23 protein-coding genes and 1 tRNA gene are annotated in these 24,853 nt (G+C 66.8%); 10 read left to right on the plus strand and 14 right to left on the minus strand.

The window, feature by feature from the left end; translation table 11 throughout:
* Positions 1-4: 4 nt before the first annotated feature.
* The 7 genes from G5A46_RS10470 to G5A46_RS10500 all read right to left on the minus strand — a co-directional run bounded on the left by G5A46_RS10470 (position 5) and on the right by G5A46_RS10500 (position 6,095).
* Positions 5-1,327, minus strand: a complete 1,323-nt coding sequence (locus G5A46_RS10470) for a glutamine synthetase family protein (RefSeq protein WP_163849343.1) — start codon at positions 1,325-1,327, stop codon at positions 5-7.
* Between the two features lie 73 nt (positions 1,328-1,400).
* Positions 1,401-2,243 carry an ABC transporter permease gene (locus tag G5A46_RS10475; RefSeq protein WP_163849344.1) on the minus strand — a complete coding sequence of 281 codons (843 nt, stop codon included), beginning with the start codon at positions 2,241-2,243 and terminating at the stop codon, positions 1,401-1,403.
* A complete protein-coding gene (locus tag G5A46_RS10480) occupies positions 2,240-3,115 on the minus strand; it encodes an ABC transporter permease (RefSeq protein WP_163849345.1) in 876 nt (291 codons plus the stop codon). Before G5A46_RS10480 ends, G5A46_RS10475 begins: the two co-directional genes overlap by 4 nt.
* Positions 3,116-3,177: 62 nt before the next feature.
* Positions 3,178-3,915, minus strand: coding sequence for a transporter substrate-binding domain-containing protein (locus G5A46_RS10485; RefSeq protein WP_163849346.1), 738 nt, complete (start codon positions 3,913-3,915; stop codon positions 3,178-3,180).
* 65 nt (positions 3,916-3,980) lie between these two features.
* Positions 3,981-4,757: an ABC transporter ATP-binding protein gene (locus G5A46_RS10490; protein WP_163849347.1), complete on the minus strand. Its 777-nt coding sequence runs from the start codon at positions 4,755-4,757 to the stop codon at positions 3,981-3,983.
* Positions 4,758-4,854: 97 nt separating this feature from the next.
* The gene (locus G5A46_RS10495) at positions 4,855-5,643 is read right to left on the minus strand and encodes a phosphate/phosphite/phosphonate ABC transporter substrate-binding protein (protein WP_239520748.1); all 789 of its coding nucleotides are present in this window, start codon (positions 5,641-5,643) and stop codon (positions 4,855-4,857) included.
* Entirely contained in the window at positions 5,640-6,095 is a 456-nt protein-coding gene (locus G5A46_RS10500; protein ID WP_163849348.1) for a tellurite resistance TerB family protein, read from the minus strand. The genes G5A46_RS10495 and G5A46_RS10500 overlap by 4 nt, the downstream gene beginning before the upstream one ends.
* 267 nt (positions 6,096-6,362) lie before the next feature.
* On the opposite strand from G5A46_RS10500, the gene G5A46_RS10505 reads away from it, so the two are divergent.
* Entirely contained in the window at positions 6,363-6,908 is a 546-nt protein-coding gene (locus G5A46_RS10505) for a hypothetical protein (protein WP_163849349.1), read from the plus strand.
* A gap of 83 nt (positions 6,909-6,991) precedes the next feature.
* Here G5A46_RS10505 and ppk2 read toward each other — a convergent pair whose 3' ends face one another.
* The 5 genes from ppk2 to G5A46_RS10530 all read right to left on the minus strand — a co-directional run bounded on the left by ppk2 (position 6,992) and on the right by G5A46_RS10530 (position 11,485).
* Positions 6,992-7,909 carry a polyphosphate kinase 2 gene (ppk2, locus tag G5A46_RS10510; RefSeq protein ID WP_163849350.1) on the minus strand — a complete coding sequence of 306 codons (918 nt, stop codon included), beginning with the start codon at positions 7,907-7,909 and terminating at the stop codon, positions 6,992-6,994.
* Positions 7,910-7,981: 72 nt separating this feature from the next.
* Positions 7,982-8,509 carry a DUF421 domain-containing protein gene (locus G5A46_RS10515; protein ID WP_163849351.1) on the minus strand — a complete coding sequence of 176 codons (528 nt, stop codon included), beginning with the start codon at positions 8,507-8,509 and terminating at the stop codon, positions 7,982-7,984.
* A 158-nt stretch (positions 8,510-8,667) separates the two neighbouring features.
* Positions 8,668-10,311 carry a CTP synthase gene (locus tag G5A46_RS10520; RefSeq protein WP_163849352.1) on the minus strand — a complete coding sequence of 548 codons (1,644 nt, stop codon included), beginning with the start codon at positions 10,309-10,311 and terminating at the stop codon, positions 8,668-8,670.
* A 180-nt stretch (positions 10,312-10,491) separates the two neighbouring features.
* Positions 10,492-10,866 carry a preprotein translocase subunit SecG gene (secG, locus tag G5A46_RS10525; protein ID WP_163849353.1) on the minus strand — a complete coding sequence of 125 codons (375 nt, stop codon included), beginning with the start codon at positions 10,864-10,866 and terminating at the stop codon, positions 10,492-10,494.
* 220 nt (positions 10,867-11,086) lie between these two features.
* Positions 11,087-11,485 (minus strand): DUF6524 family protein, encoded by a 399-nt coding sequence (locus tag G5A46_RS10530; RefSeq protein ID WP_163849354.1) that lies wholly within the window; start codon positions 11,483-11,485, stop codon positions 11,087-11,089.
* 181 nt (positions 11,486-11,666) lie between these two features.
* Here G5A46_RS10530 and G5A46_RS10535 point away from each other — a divergent pair, with 181 nt between their 5' ends.
* The 7 genes from G5A46_RS10535 (at position 11,667) to G5A46_RS10565 (ending at position 18,675) form a co-directional block, all read left to right on the plus strand.
* On the plus strand, positions 11,667-12,962 hold the full coding sequence (locus G5A46_RS10535; protein WP_163849355.1) for an adenylosuccinate synthase: 1,296 nt from the start codon (positions 11,667-11,669) through the stop codon (positions 12,960-12,962).
* Positions 12,963-13,053: 91 nt separating this feature from the next.
* Complete coding sequence (locus G5A46_RS10540; protein WP_163849356.1) at positions 13,054-13,353, plus strand: DUF2842 domain-containing protein; 300 nt, start codon at positions 13,054-13,056, stop codon at positions 13,351-13,353.
* Positions 13,354-13,470: 117 nt separating this feature from the next.
* A complete protein-coding gene (locus G5A46_RS10545; RefSeq protein ID WP_204318725.1) occupies positions 13,471-14,691 on the plus strand; it encodes a multidrug effflux MFS transporter in 1,221 nt (406 codons plus the stop codon).
* Between the two features lie 174 nt (positions 14,692-14,865).
* Complete coding sequence (gene osmF, locus G5A46_RS10550) at positions 14,866-15,768, plus strand: glycine betaine ABC transporter substrate-binding protein OsmF (RefSeq protein ID WP_163849357.1); 903 nt, start codon at positions 14,866-14,868, stop codon at positions 15,766-15,768.
* Between the two features lie 11 nt (positions 15,769-15,779).
* Positions 15,780-16,988 (plus strand): ABC transporter permease, encoded by a 1,209-nt coding sequence (locus G5A46_RS10555; protein ID WP_163849358.1) that lies wholly within the window; start codon positions 15,780-15,782, stop codon positions 16,986-16,988.
* On the plus strand, positions 16,985-17,920 hold the full coding sequence (locus tag G5A46_RS10560) for an ABC transporter ATP-binding protein (RefSeq protein ID WP_163849359.1): 936 nt from the start codon (positions 16,985-16,987) through the stop codon (positions 17,918-17,920). The genes G5A46_RS10555 and G5A46_RS10560 overlap by 4 nt, the downstream gene beginning before the upstream one ends.
* Complete coding sequence (locus G5A46_RS10565) at positions 17,917-18,675, plus strand: ABC transporter permease (protein WP_163849360.1); 759 nt, start codon at positions 17,917-17,919, stop codon at positions 18,673-18,675. The genes G5A46_RS10560 and G5A46_RS10565 overlap by 4 nt, the downstream gene beginning before the upstream one ends.
* A gap of 225 nt (positions 18,676-18,900) precedes the next feature.
* Here G5A46_RS10565 and G5A46_RS10570 read toward each other — a convergent pair whose 3' ends face one another.
* The gene (locus G5A46_RS10570) at positions 18,901-21,831 is read right to left on the minus strand and encodes a valine--tRNA ligase (protein WP_163849361.1); all 2,931 of its coding nucleotides are present in this window, start codon (positions 21,829-21,831) and stop codon (positions 18,901-18,903) included.
* A gap of 201 nt (positions 21,832-22,032) precedes the next feature.
* Positions 22,033-22,908: a hypothetical protein gene (locus G5A46_RS10575; RefSeq protein ID WP_163849362.1), complete on the minus strand. Its 876-nt coding sequence runs from the start codon at positions 22,906-22,908 to the stop codon at positions 22,033-22,035.
* Positions 22,909-22,996: 88 nt separating this feature from the next.
* On the opposite strand from G5A46_RS10575, the gene G5A46_RS10580 reads away from it, so the two are divergent.
* Together G5A46_RS10580 and G5A46_RS10585 are read left to right on the plus strand one after the other, a co-directional pair.
* The gene (locus G5A46_RS10580) at positions 22,997-24,661 is read left to right on the plus strand and encodes an ABC transporter permease (RefSeq protein ID WP_163849363.1); all 1,665 of its coding nucleotides are present in this window, start codon (positions 22,997-22,999) and stop codon (positions 24,659-24,661) included.
* A gap of 88 nt (positions 24,662-24,749) precedes the next feature.
* Positions 24,750-24,825 (plus strand) — tRNA-Thr (locus tag G5A46_RS10585).
* Positions 24,826-24,853 lie beyond the last annotated feature (28 nt).

Raw genomic sequence — 24,853 nt, forward strand, 5'->3', positions numbered from 1 at the left:
TAGCTCAGACCGTTTCCAGGTAGACGGTCCAATGTTCTTCTGGGGGAATATCGGCCAGGCCGCGCAGTTCCTGCCGTTTGGTCATGCACAGGTTGGCGATCAGCTCCGGCGCGAAGATCTCCGCCATCAGGGGATCGGTCTCGAACCGGGCGATGGCGCGCGCCCAATCGGGCATCAGCCCCTCCTGGTCGGTGGCCTGGTCATAAGCGTTGCCGGTGATCGGGGCGGGCGGCTCCATCTTGCCTTCGATCCCCGCCAGGGCCGACCCCAGGATGCCGGCCAGCGCCAGGTAGGGGTTGATGTCGCCACAGGCCACGCGATGTTCGATACGCCGGGCACGGGCCGGACCGCCGGGCACGCGGATCGCGGCGGTGCGGTTCTCGTAGGCCCAGGAGGCGCCGGTGGGCGCATGGGCGCCGGGGCGGAACCTGTCATAGCTGTTGGCATGGGGGGCAAAGACCAGCGTGCCGCCGGGCATCCCGGCCAGACACCCGGCGATCGCCTGGCGCAGCAGATCGGTGCCGCGCGGGCCGCCATCGTCGAAGACGTTGTTGCCGTCCTGATCCAATACGGAGAAATGCACATGCATCCCGTTACCCGCGTCATTGGCAAAGGGCTTCGCCATGAAGGTCGCCGCCATGCCGTGCCGCCGCGCCATGCCGCGCACCAGCGCCTTGAACAGCCAGGCATCGTCGGCGGCGGCCATGGCATCGCGGTGTTGCAGGTTGATCTCGAACTGGCCCAGCCCCGCCTCGGAGGAGGCGCTTTCGGCGGGAATGTCCATCGCTTCGCAGGCCTCGTACAGCTCTGTCAGGTAGGCGTCGAAGGCATCGAGCTGCCGGATCGACAGGATCGCATGACCCGCCAGAGGGCGGCCCGATACGGGGTTCATCGGCGCCGACAGGGCCTGCCCCGCATCATCGACCAGGTAGAATTCCATCTCGATCCCCGCCTGCACGGTCCAGCCGCGCGCGGCATAGCGTTGCAGCACCCGGTCCAGCGCATGGCGCGGATCTCCGGCGAAGGGGCGGCCGTCCTCGTGGAACATCCACATCGGCACAAGGGCGGAGGGGCTGTCCAGCCACGGCATCGGCACCGCGCCGTGATCGGTGGGGTACAGCAGCCCGTCGGCATCACCGGTTTCGAAGACCAGGGGCGAATCCTCGATATCCTGGCCCCAGATATCGACGTTGAGAACGGAATAGGGCATGCGCACCGCGCCCTGTCCCAGCTTGGGGTATTCGGTGCGGGGCAGGCGTTTGCCCCGCATCTGCCCGTTCAGATCGGCGGCGGCGACGCGGAAGGTGCGGAATGTATCGAATTTCATGGGTCAAGCCTGTTGGGACCGGGGCAGCGCCCCCGGCGGGCGATCGGATCTGCGATAGATGAGGGATGCGGCCCTAGCGCACAAGGGTCGCAGCGCGCAGGCGCAGCGGTTTGCGCGCGGTGCGCGGCAAATGACGGGTCAGCCGGCGGTAGGCAATGCCATAAAGGCCGATCACCCCCAGGCTGCCCAGGATGAAGAACCCGGCCAGGATCGGGTAGGAAACGAAGGGGTTGAACGTCTTGTCGGCGAAATAGCTTGCGTAATAAAGCGCATCGCCCTTCTGCTGCCAGGCCGGGAAGGAGGAGAAGAAGACCAGCGTGGTGGCATGAAAGAGGAAGATCGCCTCGTTGGTGTAGGCGGGCCAGGCCAGCCGCAGCATGGTCGGAAAGGACACCCGCCGGAACGTCTGCCAGGGGGTGAAACCGTAGGCCGAGGCGGCCTCCAGGTCACCGCGCGGCACGGCGCGCAGGGCTCCATGGAAAATCTGCCCGGTATAGGCGGTGGTGTTCAGGAACAGCACGATCAGCGCCCCCGCCGCCGCCCGGGTCAGCCACCGGGTTTCGGCGGTGATCTCCGTAAAGCCCAGGGGGATCGTGATCCCCTCCCGCGGGAGGAGGGTGAAGGCCTCGTAGAACAGGAAGAACTGGATGAAGAGCGGTGAGCCCCGGAAGATGAAGATGAACCATTCCGCCGGTTTGCGCAGCAGCCCGTGCCGCGAGTTGCGCGCCAGCGCCACGGCGACGGAGGCAAAGAACCCCATGCAGAGCGCGGCGGTGGCGAAATAGACGTTCCAGATCATCCCCGATCCGATCAGCACCACCTGGTCACAGAGGGTGAAGTCGGATTTCGGCAGCAGCCGCTCGCCGATACCCACGGCCCGCAGGCCGTAGTCCTGAAGGGTTTGCAGGCAGCTCATGCCGCGCCTCCCTGCATGTTGCCGGCGGTGGCCTGGCCGCGCGAGACCCGCGCCGTCAGCCGGGCAAAGCCGAGTTCGGAGAGGCGCGTCATCAACAGGTAGAAGACCAGAAGCGCCAGAAAATACCACAGGCGCCAATCGGGATGCGGATAGGCATAGGCGCGCGTCTTCGCCCCGCCCAGTTCGCGCGCCCAGTAGACGATATCCTCGACCCCGAGGAGGAACAGCAGCGGCGAGGCCTTGATCAGGATCAGCCACAGGTTGGACAGGCCGGGCAGGGCATAGACCCACATCTGCGGCACCAGAATGCGCCAGGTGGTCTGGCGGCGGGTCATGCCGTAGGCCTCGGCGGTTTCCAGCTGGGCGCGGGGCACGGCGTTCATGGCGCCCGACAGCACGAAGGCCGCGAAGGCCCCGAACACGAAGGCAAAGGCCGCGACCGCCAGGGAGACGCCGTAGAGTTCGTGCCAGAACTGGGGGGCAGAGGACAACGGCAGCTTCGCCTGGGCACAGACAACGAAATCATTGCCCTGCCGCACCGGCAATTCCCAATCGGGGCATTTCACCCGGTGGCGCAGGTATTCCAGCCCCTGATCCAGCGCCAGCGGCACGAAGAGGAAGAAGGCGATATCCGGCACGCCGCGCACGATGGAGGTATAGCCGGTGCCCAGCCAGCGCAGCGGTGCCACCCGCGAGCGGCGCGCCAGCGCCCCGGCAAAGCCCAGGCCCAGGGCCACGGGGGCGGTGATCAGCATCAGCCCGATGACCAGCCCGAAGGCCTGGTAGAACAGCAGGTGCTTGCCCGTGGTCAGGTAGCAGGCGAACCAGGCCGCCCTGTCCAGCGTGTCGGGCGCGGCGCAGAAATCGAACATCGTGTTCCCCCGGAGGGGACCGGGCGGTCAGCGCCGCCCGGTCCGGGTCTCATCCGTGCGGATTACTCGTAAACGGTGGCGTCTTCGCCGAACCATTTGCGCAGCATGGTGTTCAGCGTGCCGTCGTCCTTCATGGAGGTGATGGCCGCGTCGAACTTGTCCTTCAGCTCGGTATCGCTTTCGCGCAGGCCGACGCCGATGCCGCCGCCCAGCTGGACGTCTTCACCGACAAAGGTCAGCTCCCCGCCGGATTCCTCGACCACGGGGACAAGATAATCCTTGTCGGCGAACACCGCGTCAGCCTCGCCGTTGCGGACGGCGGCGACGGTCTCGTCGGGGGTGGCGAATTCGACCAGCGTGGCGCCGGATTCGGCGACATGGCCGGCCTGGATGGTAGCGGTCTGGGCCGCGACCACGGCGGTGGCAACGTCCAGATCATCGGTCATCGCCGCATAGGCGGAGGCCGCTGGCGGATAGTAGTTCTGCGTGAAATCAATCACTTCGTCGCGTTCATCGGTGATCGACATGCCCGCGATGATGGTGTCGTAATTGCCCGAGACCAGGTTGGGGATGATCGAATCCCATTCGTTGGTCACCCATTCACAGGTCAGTTCGGCGCGCTTGCACAGCTCGTCGCCCAGCTCCCGCTCGAAGCCGGCAACCTCGCCGTCGTCGTCGATGAAGTTGTACGGAGGGTAGGCGCCTTCGGTGCCCATACGTACGGTCGTCGCGTGGCTTTCGGCCAGGGCAAGGCCCGCCGTCAGCGCCAGCGCGGCGGTGGAAAGGATCAGCTGTTTCATTCGTGTCTCCCGTTGGTCGTCCGGGCGCGCGGCCCGGTGTGTCGGCCTGTTTCGGCCGTTGCGGCTCAGGCGGCTTGTGTCGCGCTGAGAAACTGGCGAAGGCGCTCCGTCTCCGGGGCGCCGAAAATTCGGTCGGGGGGGCCTTCCTCGATGATGCGGCCCTGGTGCAGGAAGACCACGGTATCGGACAGGTCGGCGGCCAGGCGCATGTCATGGGTGACCAGGATCATGGTGCGACCCTCGGCGGCCAGGTCCTTGATCACCTTGACGACTTCCTGCTCCAGCTCGGGATCGAGCGCCGATGTCGGCTCATCGAACAGCAGGGCCTCCGGCTCCATGCACAGGGCGCGGGCGATGGCGGCGCGCTGCTGCTGGCCGCCGGACAATTGCGCGGGCCAGGCGTCGGCCTTGTCGCCGATGCCGACCTTGGCCAGGTAGTCGCGGGCGCGCGGCTCGACCTCCGCCCGGTCGCGGCCCAGCACGGTCACCGGGGCCTCCATCACGTTTTGCAAGATGGTCATGTGCGACCACAGGTTGAACTGCTGGAACACCATCGACAGGTTGGTGCGGATGCGCAGCACTTGTTTCGCATCGCCCGGACGGCGGTGGCTGCCGCTCCCGCGCCAGTGCACGGATTCGCCCTTGAACAGGACATCGCCCTGCTGGCTGTCTTCCAGCAGGTTGGCGCAGCGCAGAAGGGTGGATTTTCCCGATCCCGACGACCCGATGAGAGAGACGACATCGCCGCGATTGGCAGTGATGGAGACCCCCTTGAGCACTTCGAGCGCGCCATAGGCCTTGTGCAGGTCACGGATTTCGATAACGGGCGGTTGCTGGGTCACGGCTCACCGGGGCAATGGAATATTTGCCCGAGTAAGGCGCGGAACGGGTTCAAATGCAACGGGTTCGCGCGGGGTGACGCCGGGAAATGCCGAAAAATCAGGCGTTGCCCTTGCGTCTTGGCGCGACAAAGCGGTCGCGTTGGGCAAGGTAGGTGGCCGAGGGAACCAGCGTCATGCCCGACAGATGCAGCGTGGAACGGTCGTCGGCGGACAGATCGGCGATGGCGCGGGCCAGCGCGCGACGGATCGGATCGGGGTCACGGTCCCGGGCGGTGATCCACGGCAGCGCCGGAGAGGCGGCGCTGCGCCCGATGACCCGCAGCGCGGCGGGGGCGGGATCGTGGTCGCGCAGGATGGCCCAGGTCACGGCGTCGATCCCGGCCAGGTCGGCCGCCCCGGACGCCACTGCCCGGGCGGAGGCCGCATGCGCCCCGGTCTCCAGGAAATCGCCCGGCTGCACCGCCGCCGCACGCAGCGCGGTCATCGGCGCGGCCCAGCCGGATTGCGACAGCCCCTCGTTATAGGCGAAGGCGGCGCCGTCGAAATCGGCCAGCGTCTGGCGCCGATCATCGGCGCGGGCGATCAACACGCTGTCATATTGGCCAGGCGGGCAGGGCAGGTCATGCACCGGGGTGGCGACCAGGGTGACGCGGTCATGCAGAATCTCGCGATAGGGCAGGCCGCAGGTCTGCGCCAGCAGCAGGTCGGGAGAGGTCCAGACCTGCCACGGATCCGACGGTCGGGTCAGCGCGGCGGGCGCGCCGGGCAGGTCGCGGGCGATCAATTGCCACAGCCGGTCGTGTGCGCTGCGGGTGCCGGGGCGGTCGTACATCGGCAGCGCGGCGATCAGCCCGCTGCCGGCACGGCCTGTCGGCCCGTCGGTCACGCGCCGTCGGCGTCCAGCTCCGCCTGGGCACGGTGGCGGGCATGGGCGCTGTCCTGATCGGTGATGCCCAGCAGGCTGGCGACAAGACGCAACAGCGCGTCTTCTTCCTGCTCCCGCTTGCCATCGGCCAGCACGACCTTCCACAGTGCTTCGACCACGGCCAGCCGGTCCTCGAACGGAACCGCGTCCTTGATCGCGCGGGTAAAGCGCACGGTATCCGGCGCCTCCTGTTCCAGGGTTTCGGCATCGGCCAGCAGGCGGCTGGTGTCGGTTTCGTCCAGGCGATAGCGGGTGGCGGCGATGCGGGCGATCTGCGCCCGCTCCCCCGCGTCATAGCTGCCGTCGGAACGGGCGACCCGGACCAGCAGCGCGGTCAGGGCCAGACGGGCGTCGGCGTCGGGCAGAACCTGCGGCGCGGGCGCGATGAGACGGGAGAGGAAATCAGCGAACATGCCGGGGATATAGGCCGCCGCGCGCCCTGCGCCAAGGGCTGGCGTGTCCGGGCGCGCAACGCCGTCGCGTGGCCGCCTGTCGCGCGGTCTGCCGCCGTCGGGCCACCGGCGCGACCAGACGGCGGCCAAGCGCTGACCAAGGGGGGCGACAGGGGTGACGCCAATGCGCCCCGATCTCCATGAGAAGGACACATTTGCGGCCCAATTTTCGCCCAGTCTCAAACGACATTGAAGGCGAGTGGGAATCCGGCTTGGGGGTCGAAATTCATGGTTAGTCTCGCATCGATCGACTGGTCGTCGGCCCCGTCCGAAGATCGCATCCGCGCGCTGAAAGTCGCGCCCTCCCGGCAGGTCTGCGCCATGGCCCGTGCCGTGCGCTGGGACGCCACCGGGCTGGACGTGATCAGCTGGATCAGCGCCCAGCAGGGCGTCGATCTTGGCTCGGCTTTGACGCTGTTCCTGCATGGCGATCCACAGCGGTTCAACGACGTGCCGCGCAATGCCGTCGCCCAGCGGGATCGCCGGGCGTGCAGTCTGCTGGACGCGCTTTGCCAGCGGATCAACGCCGGATTCTACCTGCCCGATCCCGCCCGCCCGGTTAGCGAACCTGACCGCCTGCTTGCCTATCTGCGCCAACAGCGGGAGGATACCCGCCAGGGCCTGCCCCGCCGCTGGGGCATCAACGAGACGGTGCTGGCCCCGTTGCTGACCGACAGCCAGATCATCGCCCGCCGCAAGGGCCGTCAGGCCCATCGCAAGACCGGCCAGAAACCTGGCCTGTTCGGCAATCTGATCAGCCCCCGGTTCGGCTGAACCGCGCCAGCCGCGACGCGCCTCCCCGCCGGCTGTCCTTTCCCTCCCGGTGCCGTGAGGCGCGGGGTGGGTGGCGACGCCCCTTAGTATTTCGACGGCACGTAGAGTTCGGGCGGCAGGATGGAGCGTTCGTAATCACTGTTGTAGACACGTTCGGGCAGGGCGACCTCCTCGTGCGGGACGTCGGTATAGGGGAACAGCGACAGCAAGTGGTCCATGCAGTTCAGCCGGGCGCGTTTCTTGTCGTTGCCGGGCACGATGTACCATGGCGCTTCGGCGATGTTGGTACGAGCCAGCATCTCTTCCTTGGCCTTGGTGTAATCCTCCCATCGCACCCGCGATTGCAGGTCCATGGGCGAGAGTTTCCATTGCTTCAGCGGATCGTGGATGCGGATCAGGAACCGCATCTGCTGTTCCTCGTCGGTGATCGAGAACCAGTATTTCACCAGCCGGATCCCCGATCGCACCAGCATCCGTTCGAATTCCGGTACGTCGTGAAAGAAGTCCTGAACCTGCTCTTCCTCGGCAAAGCCCATGACGCGCTCCACCCCGGCGCGGTTGTACCAGGAGCGGTCGAACAGCACGATTTCCCCGCCTGCGGGCAAGTGGGGCACGTAGCGCTGGAAATACCATTGCGTCTTTTCCCGATCCGACGGGGCGGGCAGGGCGACGGTGCGCACCACGCGCGGATTCAGCCGCTGGGTGATCCGCTTGATCACCCCGCCCTTGCCGGCGCTGTCGCGGCCCTCGAAGATGACGACGACCTTTTCCTTGTTGTGCACCACCCAATCCTGAAGCTTGATCAGTTCCGATTGCAGGCGCAGCAGGTCGCGGAAATATTGCGGGCGCGGGATGCTGCGGCCGTGGGACTTGCGGTAGATCTCCCGGATCTTCATCGAGAGGACGGCATCCTCCATCTCGATCTCGTAATCCTGATCCATCTCGTCCTTCAACTCGGCTTCCAGCCAGTCTTCGGCGTCCTTGAATTCTTCGGGGGACATGGGGGCACCTCGCGCGCAGCAATTGACACCCCGCGCCGGGCCGGGCGGGGCCTTTGCCCCCTGATGCCACGGCTATGTGACGGTTTGATGAGGGGCGTCGAATTTGAGGATGGCGCCTGCCTTGCGCTCCAGGACAGAGAAGGATCCGTCGCTTTCCAGCACGATGGCGCCGACCTCGTCAGGGGTGGCGCGGCGACCGTCGGCGCGCAGCACGGTCATCAGTTCGCCTTCGGTGACGCGTGCGCGGCGCATGGCTGCGTGACAGAAGGCGCCGTCATGCAACAGCAGCGTGGGTTCGGACCGCATGGCGCGGGCAAAAGGGCGCCAGCGCACCGACAGGAACGCCACCGCGTATTGCAACCCAACCAACAGGGTCAGCGCGGTGATCCCTTCCGCCAGGGCGATGGAATTCGACAGCAGGATGGAGGCGAGGGTAGAGCCGATGGCCACCGTCACGACCAGGTCAAACGCGTTCAGCTTGGCCAGCGTTCGCTTGCCCGAGACCCGCAACAAAAGCACCAGCCAACCATAGGCCAGCGTGCCGACGATCAGCACGCGCAACACGCCACCCCAGCCCTGAAAGAACATGTCCTGAGTCATGCGGAACCAATTCCCTCCGGCAGGGGAAGTTCCGTGCCGCGTGGACAGGGCAGGGCCGGACCGGACGGGCCGGGGGGGATCAGGCAGGGCCGATCCTGTAGGGGCTCATCATGCCGGGCCGATCACCAGGGCCCGGGATCGAAACGGCGGCCACCGGGTCAGACCAGGCGGGAGACTTCCTTGGCCGCCCGGACGAAATCCTTGAACAGCGGATGCGGGGAGAACGGTTTCGACTTCAGCTCGGGGTGGAACTGGACGCCGATGAACCAAGGGTGGTCTTCAACCTCCACGATTTCCGGCAGCCGTCCGTCCGGGGACATGCCGGAGAAGGTCAGCCCGTGCTGCTCAAGCTGGTCACGGTACCGGATATCGACCTCGTAGCGGTGGCGGTGGCGTTCCTCGATCGTGTCGGTGCCGTAGACCTGCGCGACACGCGATCCTTCGGTCAGGGCTGCGGTATAGGCGCCCAGGCGCATGGTGCCGCCCTTGTCGTCATCGACCTTGCGGCGCACGGCATGGTTGCCCTGCACCCATTCCTTCAGGTGGTAGACGACAGGTTCGAACCGCTTCTTGCCGGCCTCGTGGTCGAATTCTTCCGACCCGGCGGTTTCCACGCCGGCCAGGTTGCGCGCCGCCTCGATCACGGCCATCTGCATGCCGAGACAGATGCCCAGATAGGGGATCTTGCGTTCGCGGGCGAATTGCGCCGCCTTGATCTTGCCCTCGGTGCCGCGCTCGCCAAAGCCGCCGGGCACCAGGATGGCGTGGAACCCTTCGAGATGCGGTGCCGCGTCCTCGTGATCGAAGATCTCGGCATCCACCCATTCGGTCGTCACCTTGATCCGGTTGGCCATGCCGCCGTGAATCAACGCCTCCTTGATGGATTTGTAGGCGTCTTCCAGCTGCGTGTACTTGCCCACCACGGCGATCTTGACCTCACCATCGGTGGTGTGGATGCGGTCGTAGACATCCTGCCAGGTGGTCAGGTCCGGTTTCGGCGCGGGAGAAATCTGGAAGGCGTCCAGCACCGCCTGGTCCAGCCCTTCGTGGTGGTAGGCCAGGGGGGCCTCGTAGATGGAGGCCAGGTCATAGGCGGCGATCACCGATTCGGGGCGCACGTTGCAGAACAGGGCCAGCTTTTCCCGCTCCTTCTCGGGGATCGGCTGTTCGGAGCGGCAGACCAGGATGTCCGGCTGCAACCCGATGGAGCGCAGTTCCTTGACGGAGTGCTGGGTCGGCTTGGTCTTCAGTTCCCCGCTGGCGGCCAGCCAGGGCAGCAGCGTCAGATGCATGAAGATGCATTGCCCGCGCGGCTTGTCCTGGGCGAATTGGCGGATCGCCTCGAAGAAGGGCAGCCCCTCGATGTCACCGACGGTGCCGCCGATCTCGCACAGCATGAAATCGACCTCGTCCTCCCCGACAGAGAGGAAATCCTTGATCTCGTTGGTGACGTGCGGGATCACCTGAATCGTCTTGCCCAGATAGTCGCCGCGACGCTCCTTCTCCAGCACGTTGGAATAGATCCGGCCGGAAGACACGCTGTCGGTCATCCGCGCGGCGACCCCGGTGAAGCGTTCGTAATGCCCCAGGTCCAGGTCGGTTTCCGCGCCATCGTCGGTGACGAAGACTTCGCCGTGCTCGAAGGGCGACATCGTGCCGGGATCGACGTTCAGGTACGGGTCCAGTTTGCGGAGCCGGACCGAAAAGCCGCGGGCCTGCAACAACGCGCCAAGCGCGGCAGAGGCCAGGCCTTTCCCGAGGGACGACACCACGCCGCCCGTGATGAAGATATACCGTGCCATGTCGAAGGCTCCCGTGAATTCTGCGCGAAACGCAAGCAAGCGTAACGCAAATCCCTGCTGAGAACGGCCCAACGGGCCGCAGCATCACGGGATTCAAGCACTACCAGATTCGCGGCGAAGCGGCAACCGCTTCGCTAGATGATGTTTAATCGCCGCGTCGGATCCGCAAGGTGTTGTGAATCAATCGGCGGAGGGCGTGAGGCCACCGGTGTCATTGCCGCCTGCGGGCGGCGGGATCAGCGATCCGCCATCAGGCAGGACCGGCGCGGTGGGGTCGGCGGGTTCCGATGCTTCGGGCGTGCCGAACCGGTCCAGAACCGAAGTTCCGGCGGATTTTTCCGCCGCGATGATCGTCAGCGTCAGCGACGTGATGATGAAAGCGATGGCCAAGCCCCAGGTGACCTTGCCCAGGGCCGTGGCCGCGGCGCGGCCCGAGACGGCACCGCCGCCGCCGCCGCCCATGCCCAGCCCGCCCCCTTCGGAACGTTGCAGAAGCACGACACCGATCAGCGCAAGCGCCAGGATCAGGTGGACGATGAGAACGACGTTTTCCATTGCTCAGCCTATGACTCGGGACGTCCGCGGACGTCGGTATTCCGTCTGTATCGCGTCGGGCCGCCAGCAGCACGACGGCAGCGGCGGTTTGCGGCTATCTATGCCACAGGAAGGAGTGCCGCAACCCTTTAGGCCGGGATCGTCCGCATGCGGTGCGCCCTGGCCCCGGCAAAGGCGCGGGGGCCGTGTGAAACACGCGGCGGGGGAGGGCAGTGCGGGGCTATTCTTCGTCCACGTCGTCGATATCGACCTGACCGGACAGCCGGCGGCGGATCAACGACCAGCTCAGCCCGATTCCCAGCACCAGCGACAGCGCGAAGATGCCCAGCCAGACGTTCTGGTTGCGGTTGCCCAGATCAAGAATGCCGTAATCGTACAGAACCCACAGCAACGCGCCGGTGATCGCCAGCACCAGCCCCATGCCGAACAGCCCGATCGACCGCAGCGTGGCGCGCAGGTAGATCAGGTATGCGACGAACAGTAGCAGCCCGAACAACAGGGCCAGCGGCATCTGCTCCTCCCAGTGCTGACTGCTCCAGCGGACGTAATTCCACTGCGTCGGATTGAAGGTCAGCGCCAACAAGACAAAGGCTGCAACCCAGCGAACAAAGAACCCCATGCCGGACCCTCTCGTATAAGAATTGAACACAATGCAGGGGTTTTACCTGAGCGCGGCGTTCTGTCCAGTCCAAGTGACCGCCCCCGCGAGAGCGGCCCGGCGCGCAGGCCGCAGATTGTGGTTTCACGCCCGACCGGCCTTCGCTATACCGGCGCGGGTTTTCGCCTCAGGGAGTATGAGCATGGCCAATGTCGTCGTCGTCGGAGCCCAGTGGGGTGACGAAGGTAAGGGAAAGATCGTTGATTGGCTGTCCGAACGGGCAGACGTGATCTGCCGCTTCCAGGGCGGTCACAACGCCGGTCACACGCTGGTCATTGATGGCGAGGTGTTCAAGCTGCACGCGCTGCCGTCCGGCGTGGTGCGCGGCGGCAAGCTGTCGGTGATCGGCAACGGTGTGGTGCTGGATCCCTGGCATCTGGTGACCGAGATCGAGACGGTCCAGAAACAGGGGGTGGAGATCACGCCCCAGACGCTGATGATCGCGGAGAACACGCCGCTGATCCTGCCCCTGCACGGGGAGTTGGACCGCGCGCGGGAAGAAGCCGCATCCAAAGGCACGAAGATCGGCACCACGGGCCGTGGCATCGGCCCGGCCTACGAGGACAAGGTCGGCCGCCGTGCCATCCGTGTGGCGGACCTGGCCGACGAGGCGACGTTGATCGCCCGTGTTGACCGCGCCTTGCAGCACCATGATCCGCTGCGCCGCGGCCTGGGCATCGACGCCGTGGACCGCGATGGGCTGATCGCCCAGCTGAAGGAGATCGCGAGCAAGATCCTGCCCTATGCCGCCCCGGTCTGGAAGGTGCTGAACGAGAAGCGTCGCGCCGGCAACCGCATCCTGTTCGAGGGCGCGCAGGGCGCGCTGCTGGATATTGATTTCGGCACCTACCCCTTTGTCACCTCGTCCAACGTGATCGCGGGGCAGGCGGCGACGGGCACCGGGGTTGGCCCCGGTTCGATCGATTTCGTGCTGGGCATCGTCAAGGCCTACACGACCCGCGTTGGCGAAGGTCCGTTCCCGACAGAGCTGGACGACGAGAACGGCCAGCGCCTGGGGGAACAGGGCCATGAATTCGGCACCACCACCGGGCGCAAGCGGCGCTGCGGCTGGTTCGACGCCTGCCTGGTGCGCCAGACCTGCGTGACCAGCGGCGTGACCGGCATCGCCCTGACCAAGCTGGACGTGCTGGACGGGTTCGAGACACTGAAGATCTGCACCGGCTACGAGCTGGACGGGGAGCGGCTGGATTATCTGCCCATCGCCGCCGATCAGCAGGCCCGTTGCACGCCGATCTACGAGGAAATGCCGGGCTGGAGCGAATCGACCGAAGGCGCCCGCAGCTGGGCTGATCTGCCGGCCAATGCGATCAAGTACGTGCGCCGGGTCGAAGAGCTGATCGAATGCCCCGTGGCCCTTCTGTCAACCTCGCCTGAGCGGGAAGACACGATTCTGGTCACCGATCCGTTCTCCGATTGACCGTCCGGGGCGCTGCCTCTCGGGCTCCGCGCGCATGTGCGGGCCCATCCTTGCCCCCGGCGCGGCCGGGCCAACCTGAAGGAGCCCGGCCATGGCGCTGAGCTACAAGGCACGGCGCCGCTGGGCGTTGGTCATCCTGCTGATCGGTCTGCCGGTCTACATCGTGGCTGCGATTTCCATTCTGAACTGGCTGGACCGACCATCGATGGTGGTGGAACTGGTGGTCTATGTCGGGCTGGGCCTGTTGTGGGCGCTGCCGTTCCGCGCGGTGTTCCGGGGCATCGGGCAGGCCGACCCCGGAGCGGCCACAGGGGGCAACCCGGAAGCAGACCTGGCGGCGACGCAATCGGACGATTCAGGGGCCGACCAGGACCGGCCGGGCCGGACGTAACCGCCGCCACCGCCGGCGGCGCCCCGGCGGCGGTGGCGATTTGACTCGTCAGACAATACATTTGCCATTCGGTCAGTCCCCGTGCCAGATGCGCACGAAACTGCGACGGACCCCTGAATGCTGCGCCCTGCAAAGACCCCGCCCCACCTGCTGACCCTGATCATGCTGACCGGCGCTTCGGTCATGTCGCTGAACATGTTCGCGCCCTCTCTGGCCCACATGGCCGCGGATTTCGACGTGGATTACGGGGTGATGAGCCTGGCCATCGGCGGCTACCTGGCGGTGACAGCGGTGGTGCAGGTCCTGGTCGGGCCGCTGTCGGACCGCTACGGGCGGCGGCCGCTGCTGCTGGGCGGGCTGGCGATCTTTGCCTTGGCCTCGCTGGTCTGTGCGCTGACCGAAAGTTTCACGGTCTTCCTGGTCGCGCGGATCTGTCAGACCGGCGTCGGCGCCGGCATGGCGCTGAGCCGGGCGGTGATCCGCGACATGTTCGAGACCAGGGAGGCGGCGAAGAAGATGTCCCTGGTGGCCTTCATGATGGCGGTCGCGCCGATGGTGGGACCGACGATCGGCGGATTTCTCGATTCCGCCTTCGGCTGGCGGGCCAGCTTCTGGGCCTATTGCGGCGGTGGGGCGATCCTGTTCGCCATCGCCTGGCTGGATCTGGGGGAAACGCATCACCAGCGCTCTCGCAGCTTTGCCACGCAATTCGCTAGCTATCCCGAGCTGTTCCGCTCTCGCCGGTTCTGGGGCTACGCGACCTGCATGGGGTTCTCCGTCGGTACGTTCTACATCTTCATCGCCGGCGCCCCGTTGGTGGTGAAGGCGGTGTTCGGCATGACCACTGCGCGGCTGGGCGTCTTCATGGGCACCATCACCCTGGGTTTCATGCTGGGGGCCGGGCTGTCGACACGGCTGAATGCGCGGGTGTCGATCACCGCGATGATGCTGGCCGGGCGCGTGGTCGCACTGGTGGGGCTGGGCGGCGCAACGGTCCTGCTGGCGTTCGGCATCGTGTCCGTGCCGCTGTTCTTTGGCGCGATGGTGCTGTCGGGAATCGGCAACGGGCTGACCACGCCCAATGCCTCCGCCGGGGCGCTGTCGGTGCGGCCGCACCTGGCCGGCACGGCCTCCGGGGTCAGCAGCGCGATGATCGTGGGATTTGGCGCCGTGCTGTCGACGCTGACCGGGGCCGTCGTTTCGGCCGAGCAGGGGGTGTGGTTGCTGCCGGGTCTGATGGCGTTGGCCAGCCTTGCGGGCCTGGTCTCGGCCCTGTCGGTCCTGCGCATCGACCGACGCGAGGGGGCACTTGCCAAGCGCCCTGGCGCGGGGGCGTAGCCGGACCGGTCAAAGCGGGTCGCGGGCGCAGCCACCGGAATGTGAAGAGGCGTCGCATTTTCGTCGAAAAAGGCCGGGCCCCGCACCTTTGCCTTTGGGAATCTGCCGCTACATTGAGGCGAAGCAGGGCGCGCATCGCACGCCCCGACCCGCGTTCAAGGAGACGATCCCGTCATGAAAACCACCATCCTACTCGGCACCGGTCTGGCCCTTGCGCTGGCGGGGTCCGCACAGGCGGACATTACCGTGTCCTCCAAGATCGACACCGAGGGCGGCCTGCTGGGCAACATCATCGCCCTGGCCCTGGAAGACGCCGGCCTGCCCGTCGAACGGCGCTTGCAGCTGGGCGGCACCCAGGTCGTCCGGGAAGCCATCCTGGCCGGGCAGATCGACATCTACCCCGAATATACCGGCAACGCTGCGTTCTTCTTCAACGAGGCCGACAGCGACGTGTGGAAGGATGCGGCCAAGGCCCATGCCCGCGCCGCCGAACTGGATAGCGATAACGCCATCACCTGGCTTGACAGCGCCCCCGCCAACAACACCTGGGCGATCGCCCTGACCGGGCCGGTCGCCTCGGAGAACGGGCTGACCACCATGTCGGAATTCGGCACCTGGGTCGCCGGGGGCGGAGAGGTCAAACTGGCTGCATCGACCGAATTCGTCTCCTCCCCCGCCGTGCTACCGGCGATGCAGGAGACCTACGGCTTCTCCCTGTCGCAGGACCAGACGGTAATCCTGTCGGGCGGCGACACGGCGGCGACGATCCAGGCGGCGGCGCGCGGCACCTCGGGTGTGAATGCGGCGATGGTTTACGGCACCGATGGCGGTGTGGGTGCCACCGGGCTGGTGGTGATGGCGGATGACAAGGGCGTGCAGCCGGTCTATGAACCCGCCCCGATCATCCGCGACGCCGTGCTGGCCGAATATCCCGCCATCCCCGAGATCCTGAACCCGATCATGGCCGGGCTGGACATGGCCACCCTGCAAAAGCTGAACGGCCGCATCCAGGTTGGCGGTGAACCGGCCGAATCCGTCGCTCGCGACTACCTGACCCAGGCCGGGATCCTGGACTGATCGACAGGGTCATGACCCCTCGCGGGGCCGCAACGGCCTTGTCCCCGCCCGGCGTGCTGTTCGCGGTGTTGGGACTGGCGCTGACCACGGCGCCGGTGCTGACGCTGGCCGCCAACCGCATTGTCACGGGGCAGGGGGCGCGCGCCTGGGAGCTGCCCGGCGCGACCACCGGCCTGTCGGGGCTGTTCGCGGTGATCGCGGGGCTGCTGCTGGGCCTGCCCGCCGCCTGGCCGCGAGTGCGGCTGGCGGGGGCCGGGCTGGGGCTGGCGGGGCTGCTGTGGCTGCTGACGCGGGGCGCTTCTGCCCTGTTGGAGGGCGCGGGGGAATATGCCCGCGTTTCGCCGGCCGCTGGGTTCTGGTGCCTGCTGGTGATCCTGTTGATGCTGCTGGCCGACGCGCTTGCGCAGATGTCGCCGGGACCGCGCCTGCGGGCGGTCCTGCTGGCGGCGGGATTGGCGGCCCTGGGGGCGGTGCTGGCCTCAGGCGCGCTGGCGGATCTGTCGATCGCGCAGGAATATTTCAGCCGCGCCGATGCCTTCGCTGATGCGGCGTTGCGTCACCTGGGTCTGGCCTTCGGCTCCTTGGCGGCGGCGGCCTGCATCGGCTTTCCGCTGGGAATCTACTGCGCCCGCCGGATGCGGATGCGCGATGCGGTGCTGCCGGTTCTGTCGTTCTTGCAAACGATTCCGTCGCTGGCGATGTTCGGCCTGATGATCCCGGTTCTGGGCTGGGTGGGCGACAGCCTGCCGGGCGCGCGTGCCCTGGGCATCGCGGGCATCGGGTTCGCCCCGGCCTTCCTGGCGCTGGTCCTCTACTCACTGTTGCCGGTGGTGGGCAACACCGTTGCCGGGCTGGCCGCCGTGCCCGCCGCCGCGCTGGAGGCCGCGCGCGGCATGGGAATGACCCCGCGCCAACGCCTGTTTCGGGTGGAGTTGCCGTTGGGCCTGCCCGTGCTGCTGGCCGGGCTGCGCATCGTGCTGGTGCAGAACATCGGGCTGGCGGTGATTGCCGGGCTGATCGGCGGCGGCGGCTTCGGCACCTTCGTCTTCCAGGGACTGAACCAGACGGCGACGGACCTGATCTTGTTGGGCGCGCTGCCGACGGTGCTGTTGGCGCTGGTGGCGGCCATCGTGATGGATATCCTGGTTGACCTGGCGCGTCCCTCCGGCCGCGGTACGCCGCCGCCGCCCAAGACCCCCAAAGCGGAGGCCCCCGCATGATCGAGATCGACGCCATAACCAAGGTCTACGACGGGCGCCGCGCCGTCGATGCCGTGTCGATGACCGCCGAGACCGGCACCATCACGGTGATCGTCGGGACCTCCGGTTCGGGCAAGACGACGCTGCTGCGGATGATCAACCGGTTGGTGGAACCCACATCGGGCGAGGTGCGGATCAATGGCGATGCGACCCACAGGATGAAGCCGCATCTGCTGCGCCGCCGCATCGGCTATGCGATCCAGGGCCATGGTCTGTTCCCGCATCACGACGTGGCCCGCAATATCGGCGCGGTGCCCGAATTGCTGGGGTGGTCGCGGGAAGAGATCGCGGCACGGGTGGACGCGCTGCTGACGCTCTTTTCCCTTGCGCCCGAGGAGTTCCGCCACCGGTACCCGTCGGAATTGTCCGGCGGCCAGGCGCAGCGGGTCGGCGTGGCGCGGGCGCTGGCCTCGCGACCGGACCTGCTGTTGATGGACGAACCCTTCGGCGCTCTGGACCCGATCATCCGGGCCCGTGCGCAGGACGATCTGCGACGGATCCAGCGGCAATTGGGATCTACCATCCTGCTGGTCACCCACGACATGGAGGAGGCGATCCGCCTGGGCGACCGCGTGGCGGTGATGGATGCCGGGCGGCTGGTTCAGCATGGCCCCCCGGCCGAGATCATCGCCCGCCCGGCCACCGATTTCGTGGCCGAGATGGTGGGCGACGTGGACCGGCCGCTGCGCCTGTTGTCGCTGATCCCGGTGTCGGAGCTGCTGGAGGACGGCGCCGCCGACGGCCCTTCGCTGGCCCCGGACGCCAGCCTGCGGGAGGCGCTGTCGGCCTGCCTGTGGACGGGTCGGGAGGCCGTGCCCGTCGTTGACGGGAACAGGCCATTGGGCCGCGTAACCCTCACCGCGCTGCGCGCCCGGGCGGAGCAGCACGGATGAACCTGCCCCGGCCCTCGCGTGGCGGCGCCTTGCGCGCGGCGCTGGTGGCGCTGCTGCTGGCGCTGGTGCTTCGGCCAGACTGGTTCGCGCCGGTGCTGGCGCCGCTGGCCCCGGCGGGCGGGCCGGTGATCTACGAGCGGGTGTCGCTGTTGTCGCTGTCGCTCAGCCACCTGGGGCTGGTGGTGTTGGCGGCCGGCGCGGCGACGCTGGTGGCCGTGGCGCTGGCGGTACTGGTCACGCGACCGTCGGGCGCGCCGTTCCGGCCGCTGTCGCGCACCATCACCAATCTGGGCCAGACCTTTCCGCCGGTGGCTGTGCTGGCGCTGGCGGTGCCGGCCCTGGGATTCGGGGCGGGGCCGACGCTGGTGGCGCTGTTTCTCTATGGCCTGCTGCCGATCTTCGAGAATGCGGTGACCGGGCTGACGACGCTGCCCCCCGCCACGATCGAGGCAGCGCGCGGCATCGGGTTGAACCGTTGGCAACGGCTGCTGCGGGTGGAATTGCCGCTGGCGTTGCCGGTGATGCTGACCGGTATCCGGCTGTCGGTCGTGATCGCCCTGGGCACCGCGACCATCGGTTCGACTGTCGCGGCCCGGACCCTGGGAGAGGTGATCATCGCCGGGTTGCTGACCAACAACACCGCCTACGTGGTGCAGGGCGGGTTGATCGTGGGGTTGTTCGCGGTGCTGATCCACGACGGGCTGGTGCAGCTGGAACAGCGGCTGGCCCGGCGGATGGGGCGGGTGGGGCGCTAAGGCCCGGCGCCTGGTTCTGCGCGGCTGCGCGGCGGATTTGCCGGGTATGAAGGAGGAGAAGGGGGACGCTGTCCCCCTCTTGAGCTGCGCTCAATTCACCCCCTGCGGTATTTTCGCCCGAAGGGATTGGGGAGCCTCTCGGTGCGGGGTCGAGGAGGCGGCGCAGATCGGGGGCGGCCCCGGTGGGGTGCGGCGCGCGCGCAGGAGGCGCGCGCCGAGGAGATGTCAGCCCAGTTCGGCCATGCGGTCCAGCGCGGCCTGAAGCTTGGCCCGTTCGTCCAGACGCGCGGCCAGGTTGGCGCGGGTTTCCTCGACCACCTCGGCCGGGGCGCTTTCGGCGAATTTGGGGTTTTTCAATCGCCCTTCCAAGCCGCCGATTTCCTTTGCCAGCTTGCCCAGTGTCTTTTCCAGCCGCGCCTTTTCCGCCGCCACATCGATCACGCCTGCGAGGGGGAGGCCGAAATTGGCGCCCTCTGCGGGGATGGTTACCGTGCCCTTGGGAAAGGCGTCGGCGTCTTCCAGGCTGTCGACACGGGCCAGACGCTTGATCAGCGCGACGTTCCGGTCCCAGGCGGCGCGACCGGGGGCGTCGATCTGGGTGACGACCATCGGGATCTGGGCGCCGGCGGGGACATGCATCTGCGCGCGGGCCGAGCGGATGTTCTCGATCAGGGTGATGACCCAGTTCATTTCGCGATCCGCCGCCGGGTCGATCAGATCGCTGCCATAGGTCGGCCAATCGGCGTGGACCAGCATCCCGTCATGGCCGGTGGCGGACCAGAGCTCTTCGGTCACGAAGGGCATGATCGGGTGAAGCAGGATCATGCATTGATCCAGCACCCAGCCCATGACGGCCTGTGTCTCCGCCTTCTCCGGCGCGTCGTCCTGCAGCAGCGGCTTGGAGAATTCCACGTACCAGTCGCAGACCTTGCCCCAGACGAACCGGTAGAGCGCATTGGCCGCGTCGTCGAAGCGATAGGCCGCCAGCGCGGCGTCGACATCCTCCCGGACGCGAGCGGTTTCGCCGACGATCCAGGTGTTCAGCGTGGCGCTGGTGGCCGGACGGTCGGCGACGGGCGCCCCGTCGGCATAGACGCCGTTCATCTCGGCGAAGCGCACGGCGTTCCAGAGCTTTGTCCCGAAGTTGCGATAGCCCGCGATCCGGTCCTTGGACAGTTTCAGATCGCGCCCCATCGCCGCCATGGCCGTCAGGGTGAACCGCACGGCATCGGCGCCGTAATCGTCGATCAGGTCCAGCGGATCGAGCACATTGCCCAGCGATTTCGACATCTTCTTGCCCTTCTCGTCGCGGACAAGCGCGTGGACATAGACGGTATCGAAGGGCCGGTCGCCGACCACGGCATATTGCATCATCATCATTCGGGCGACCCAGAAGAAGATGATGTCGAAGCCTGTGACCAGAACGGAGGTGGGGAAATACTTCGCCAGTTCCTCGGTGTTTTCCGGCCAGCCCAGCGTGCCGATCGGCCAGAGGCCGGAGGAGAACCAGGTGTCGAGTACGTCAGGGTCGCGGGTCAGTGCCTTGCCCGGGGCCATGGCCTGGGCTTCGGCCTCGGTCGGGGCGCAATACTGGTTGCCTTCGTCGTCGAACCACACCGGGATCTGGTGCCCCCACCACAGCTGGCGGGAGATGCACCAGGGCTCGATATTCTCCAGCCAGTGGAAATAGACCTTTTCGTCCCGCTCCGGCAGGATGGTGGTGGTCTTGTTGCGCACGGCCTCCAGTGCGGGGCCGACGATCTGGTCGGTATCCACGAACCATTGATCCGTCAGCATGGGTTCGATCACCACTTTCGACCGGTCGCCGAAGGGCTGCATGATGGTCTTGGCCTCCACCAGCGGGACAGGGTGTTCGGCGCGGTCCTCCCCGCCTTCCTCCGGGGCGGTGGGGGCCTTGGCGGCGGCTTTGCCCAGGCGCGGATCGGTGGCCTGGGTCATGACGGCCAGACCTTCGCCGGTGATCTGGGCGATGACCCTTTCACGCGCCTCGAACCGGTCCAGCCCGCGCAGGTCGTCGGGGACAAGGTTCAGGTCGTCGGCCTCGGCCTCTGTCAGGCTGCGGTCACCACGGGCAACCTGCATGGCGATGGCGGCGGTTTCCGCATAGGGGGCGCCGTCGGCGCGCATCCGACCGCGGGTGTCCATCAGGCGATACATCGGGATGCCGCCGCGTTTGGCCACCTGGTAATCGTTGAAATCATGCGCGCCGGTGATCTTCACCGCGCCGGAGCCGAAGGTGGGATCGGGATATTCATCCGTGATGATCGGTATCAGGCGGCGGTGTTCTTTCGGCCCCACCGGGATTTCGCAGTATTTCCCGACAATTGCCGCGTAACGTTCATCCGAGGGGTGCACCGCGACCGCGCCATCGCCCAGCATCGTCTCGGGCCGCGTGGTGGCAATGGAGATGTAATCCCGTTCTTCGCGGAAGAGGACGGTGCCGTCTTCGTCCTTCTCCAGATATTCATAGGTCGCGCCATCGGCCAGCGGGTATTTGAAATGCCACATGTGGCCCGCGACTTCGACGTTCTCGACCTCCAGATCGGAGATCGCGGTTTCAAAATGGGGATCCCAGTTGACCAGCCGCTTGCCGCGATAGATCAGCCCCTTGTTGTACATGTCCACGAAGACCTTGATCACCGCGTCGTGGAAATTGCCATCCTCGCCGGCGGGCGCGCCGGGGGCGCCGGACATGGTAAAGGCCTCGCGCGACCAATCGCAGGAGGCCCCCAGCCGTTTCAGCTGGCCGATGATCGTGCCGCGCGACTTGATCTTCTGCTGCCAGACCCGTTCCATGAAGGCGTCGCGCCCCATTTCGGTGCGGGTAGGTTCGCCATTGGCGGCCATCTCGCGTTCGGTGACCATCTGGGTGGCGATACCGGCGTGATCGGTGCCGGGCTGCCACAGCGTGTCAAAGCCCTGCATCCGTTTCCAGCGCACCAGAATGTCCTGCAACGTGTTGTTGAAGGCATGGCCCATATGCAGCGATCCGGTCACGTTCGGTGGCGGGATCATGATGGAGAAGGTCTCCGAACGGGAGGCATTGGCCCCGGCCTTGAAGGCGCCGGCTTTTTCCCAGGTCTCGTAAATGCGCGCCTCGGCTTCGGCCGCGTCAAAGGTCTTGTCCATCGCCATGATCGTCGTGGTCCCTGAAATCGTGTTGGCGCGGGGATACCCGTTCAGGACGCCAAGGGGAAGGGGTGGGCGCGTGGCGCGGCCCTCTTCAGGGCCGGGGCGCGACGGGCCGTGCGCGACGGAGCGGTGAGAAGACGCGAAGCGGCGAGGTGGCGCAAGGGTCAGGACGGGGCGGGCGCCGGGGGCAGGACGGCGCGGGTGTCAGGGCGCGATGAAGGTGACGCCGTCCATCCGCTCGATCGCATCGACGTCTTCTTCGTAAATCTCCGCCAGCACATCCATCATCGTGTCGTCCCAGCCGGGCAGATCGACCTCTTCGGCGATCTTGTCCTCCTCGGCATATTTGTCGAGAAAGGCGGCGATCACCCGGCGCTTCTGCCGTTCGGTCAGGTCGGGATGGGTGTCGATATAGGCGCGGAACCGGCGCATCCCCTCCCGCGACATGATCTCCCGCAGGATATCGTAGCCGCCCAGCACCTGCGCGTCGGGATCCTGCGCCGCGATCTCGCGCACCAGCGCGGCCCAGATCAGGGGCGTGTCCTCGTTGCACCAGACGGTCAGAGCGACGTTGGGCAGGTTGTCCCGCAGGCGGGTGATCAATTCGGACCAGCGCAGGCGGGTCGGGTCGGTGTCTTGCAGGAAGGTCGGGAAATCCTCCTCCGGGGAGGCGGCGAAGATGGCCGGGATGAAGGTGCCGGGATCGCGGATCGCCAGGAACAGCTCTACCTCGTCACCAGCAAAGAGAGTGCAGAAATCCGCCAACCGCCGTTCGGCGCGGTGGTAGAACCGATCGCCGGAAATCGCCAGCTTGGGGTTGCAGAAGAAATTCTCGCTCGACAACAGCAGGCGATTGACGTGGTCCTGCTCCATGATGGCATCCAGCAGGACTTCGCGCGCGCCCGGCTCCACCGCGCCGCGCTCTACCGCGACCATCGCGTCGCGCAGCAATTGCCGATAGCGCGAGGGGCCTGGGGTCGCCACGCCGGTTTCAAGGAACTTTTCCTTGTTGCGCAGCAGGCATTTCACCAGCCGGTCCTCGTCTGTCGCGTGAACGCCGGCGTGGATGACAACTTCCATAGGTAACCTGATCCGGGTCGGTGCGGGATTCGTCCATATATAGGCCTGCCGACTGGACAGTTAAACCGGTTTGGGGCACTCAGCCGCCATGGCGGACGAGGGGAAGACTATGGTTCCGGCGCGCAAGGCCTTGCAGATCCGGTGGCCCGGCCCGTGGTCGGTCGGCGCGGCATTGATCGCGCTGCTGGTGCTGATTCCGATCCTGTCGGTGGTCTGGATCGCCTTTACGCCGACGGAAAACATCTGGCCGCATCTGCTGTCCACAACCCTGCCGCGCTACCTGCGCAGCACGGTGATCCTGATGCTGTCGGTGGGGATCGTCACCGGCATGGCGGGGACCGGGGCGGCCTGGTTGCTGACGCGTTACCGGTTCCCGCTGTCGCGCTGGCTGGAATGGTTGCTGTTGCTGCCGTTGGCGATCCCGGCCTATGTCGGCGCCTATGCGCTGGTGGATCTGCTGGAATATGCCGGTCCGGTGCAGACCGCGCTGCGTGGGCTGTTTGGCTGGCAATCGGCGCGCGACTACTGGTTTCCGGAGATCCGGTCCTTGCCCGCCGCCGTACTGGTGCTGAGCGCGGCGCTTTATCCTTATGTCTACCTGCTCGCCCGCGCCGCCTTTCGGGAGCAATCGGGCGGCGGCGAGGAGGTCGCGATGTCGCTCGGCCTGGGCCCCTTTGCCCGGTTCCGGCGCGTCGGCCTGCCCCTGGCCCGGCCCGCCATCGCCGCTGGCATGGCCATCGTGATGATGGAAACGGTCAATGATTTCGGCGCGGTGGATTATTTCGCCGTACAGACGCTGACCACCGGCATCTTCTCCGTCTGGTTGCAAAGCTCCAATCCGGGCGGCGCGGCGCAATTGTCCTGCGTGATCCTGGTGCTGATCGTCGCGCTGGTACTGATCGAGAAGGCCTCCCGCCGGCGGTCCCGGTTCTACAACCTCTCCTCCCGCCACCGTCCGGTGCCCCGGCAACAGTTGACGGGCATGACGGGCCTGCTGGCAACGCTTGCCTGCCTGGTGCCGTTCGGCGCCGGTTTCGTCCTGCCGGGCGGGGTGATCGCGGGCCATGCATTGGACCAGGTGGAGGTCTGGGGCGATCCCGACCTGGTGCAGGCCTTGTGGAACACGCTGATCGTTGGGGGCATCGCCGCCTGTGTCACGGTGCTGGCGGCGGTCTTTCTGGTCTACGGCGTTCGCCTGTCCGGTGCCGTGCTGCCCCGCGTCCTGCTGCCGGTGACGACGATCGGCTATGCCGCGCCGGGCGCGGTGCTGGGGGTCGGCATCCTGATCCCGTTGGCGGCGCTGGACCATGTGCTGGCCGACGGCATCCTGGCCGCCACCGGCTGGGATCCGGGGCTGTTCCTGACCGGCACCGCCTTTGCGCTGGTGCTGGCCTATTGCGTGCGGTTCTTCGCCATCGCCCAGGGCGCTGCGGATGCGGCGATGGGGCGGGTGGCGCCTTCGCTGCCGATGGCCGCGCGATCGCTGGGCCGCAGCCGCGGGCAGGTGCTGCGGGAGGTGCAATTCCCGTTGATCCGCGGCTCCCTCGCCTCGGCGCTGCTGCTGGTCTTCGTTGATTGCGTCAAGGAACTGCCCGCGACGCTGCTGTTGCGCCCGTTCAATTACGACACGCTGGCCACGCTGACCCATGACAAGGCCAGCCTGGAGCTGCTGGGCGAAGCCGCGCCGGCCGCCTTGCTGATCATCCTGGTGGGGCTGGCCGCCGTGGGCCTTCTGGCGCGGGCGAACCGCTAGCCTTGCGTATCGTTCCCCGTCCGGAGGGCTTGCAGAGCGGGCCGTTCCGGGGTAGCAACGCCCTGCTTTCGCGCGCCAGCGCGCAGGGGCCCCTATAGCTCAGCTGGTAGAGCGCCTGATTTGTAATCAGGATGTCCGCGGTTCGAGTCCGTGTGGGGGCACCATATTTCTCCTGAAAAAATTATCTCAGCC

This window comes from Pseudooceanicola aestuarii (assembly GCF_010614805.1).
Classification (GTDB): Bacteria; Pseudomonadota; Alphaproteobacteria; order Rhodobacterales; family Rhodobacteraceae; genus Pseudooceanicola; species Pseudooceanicola aestuarii.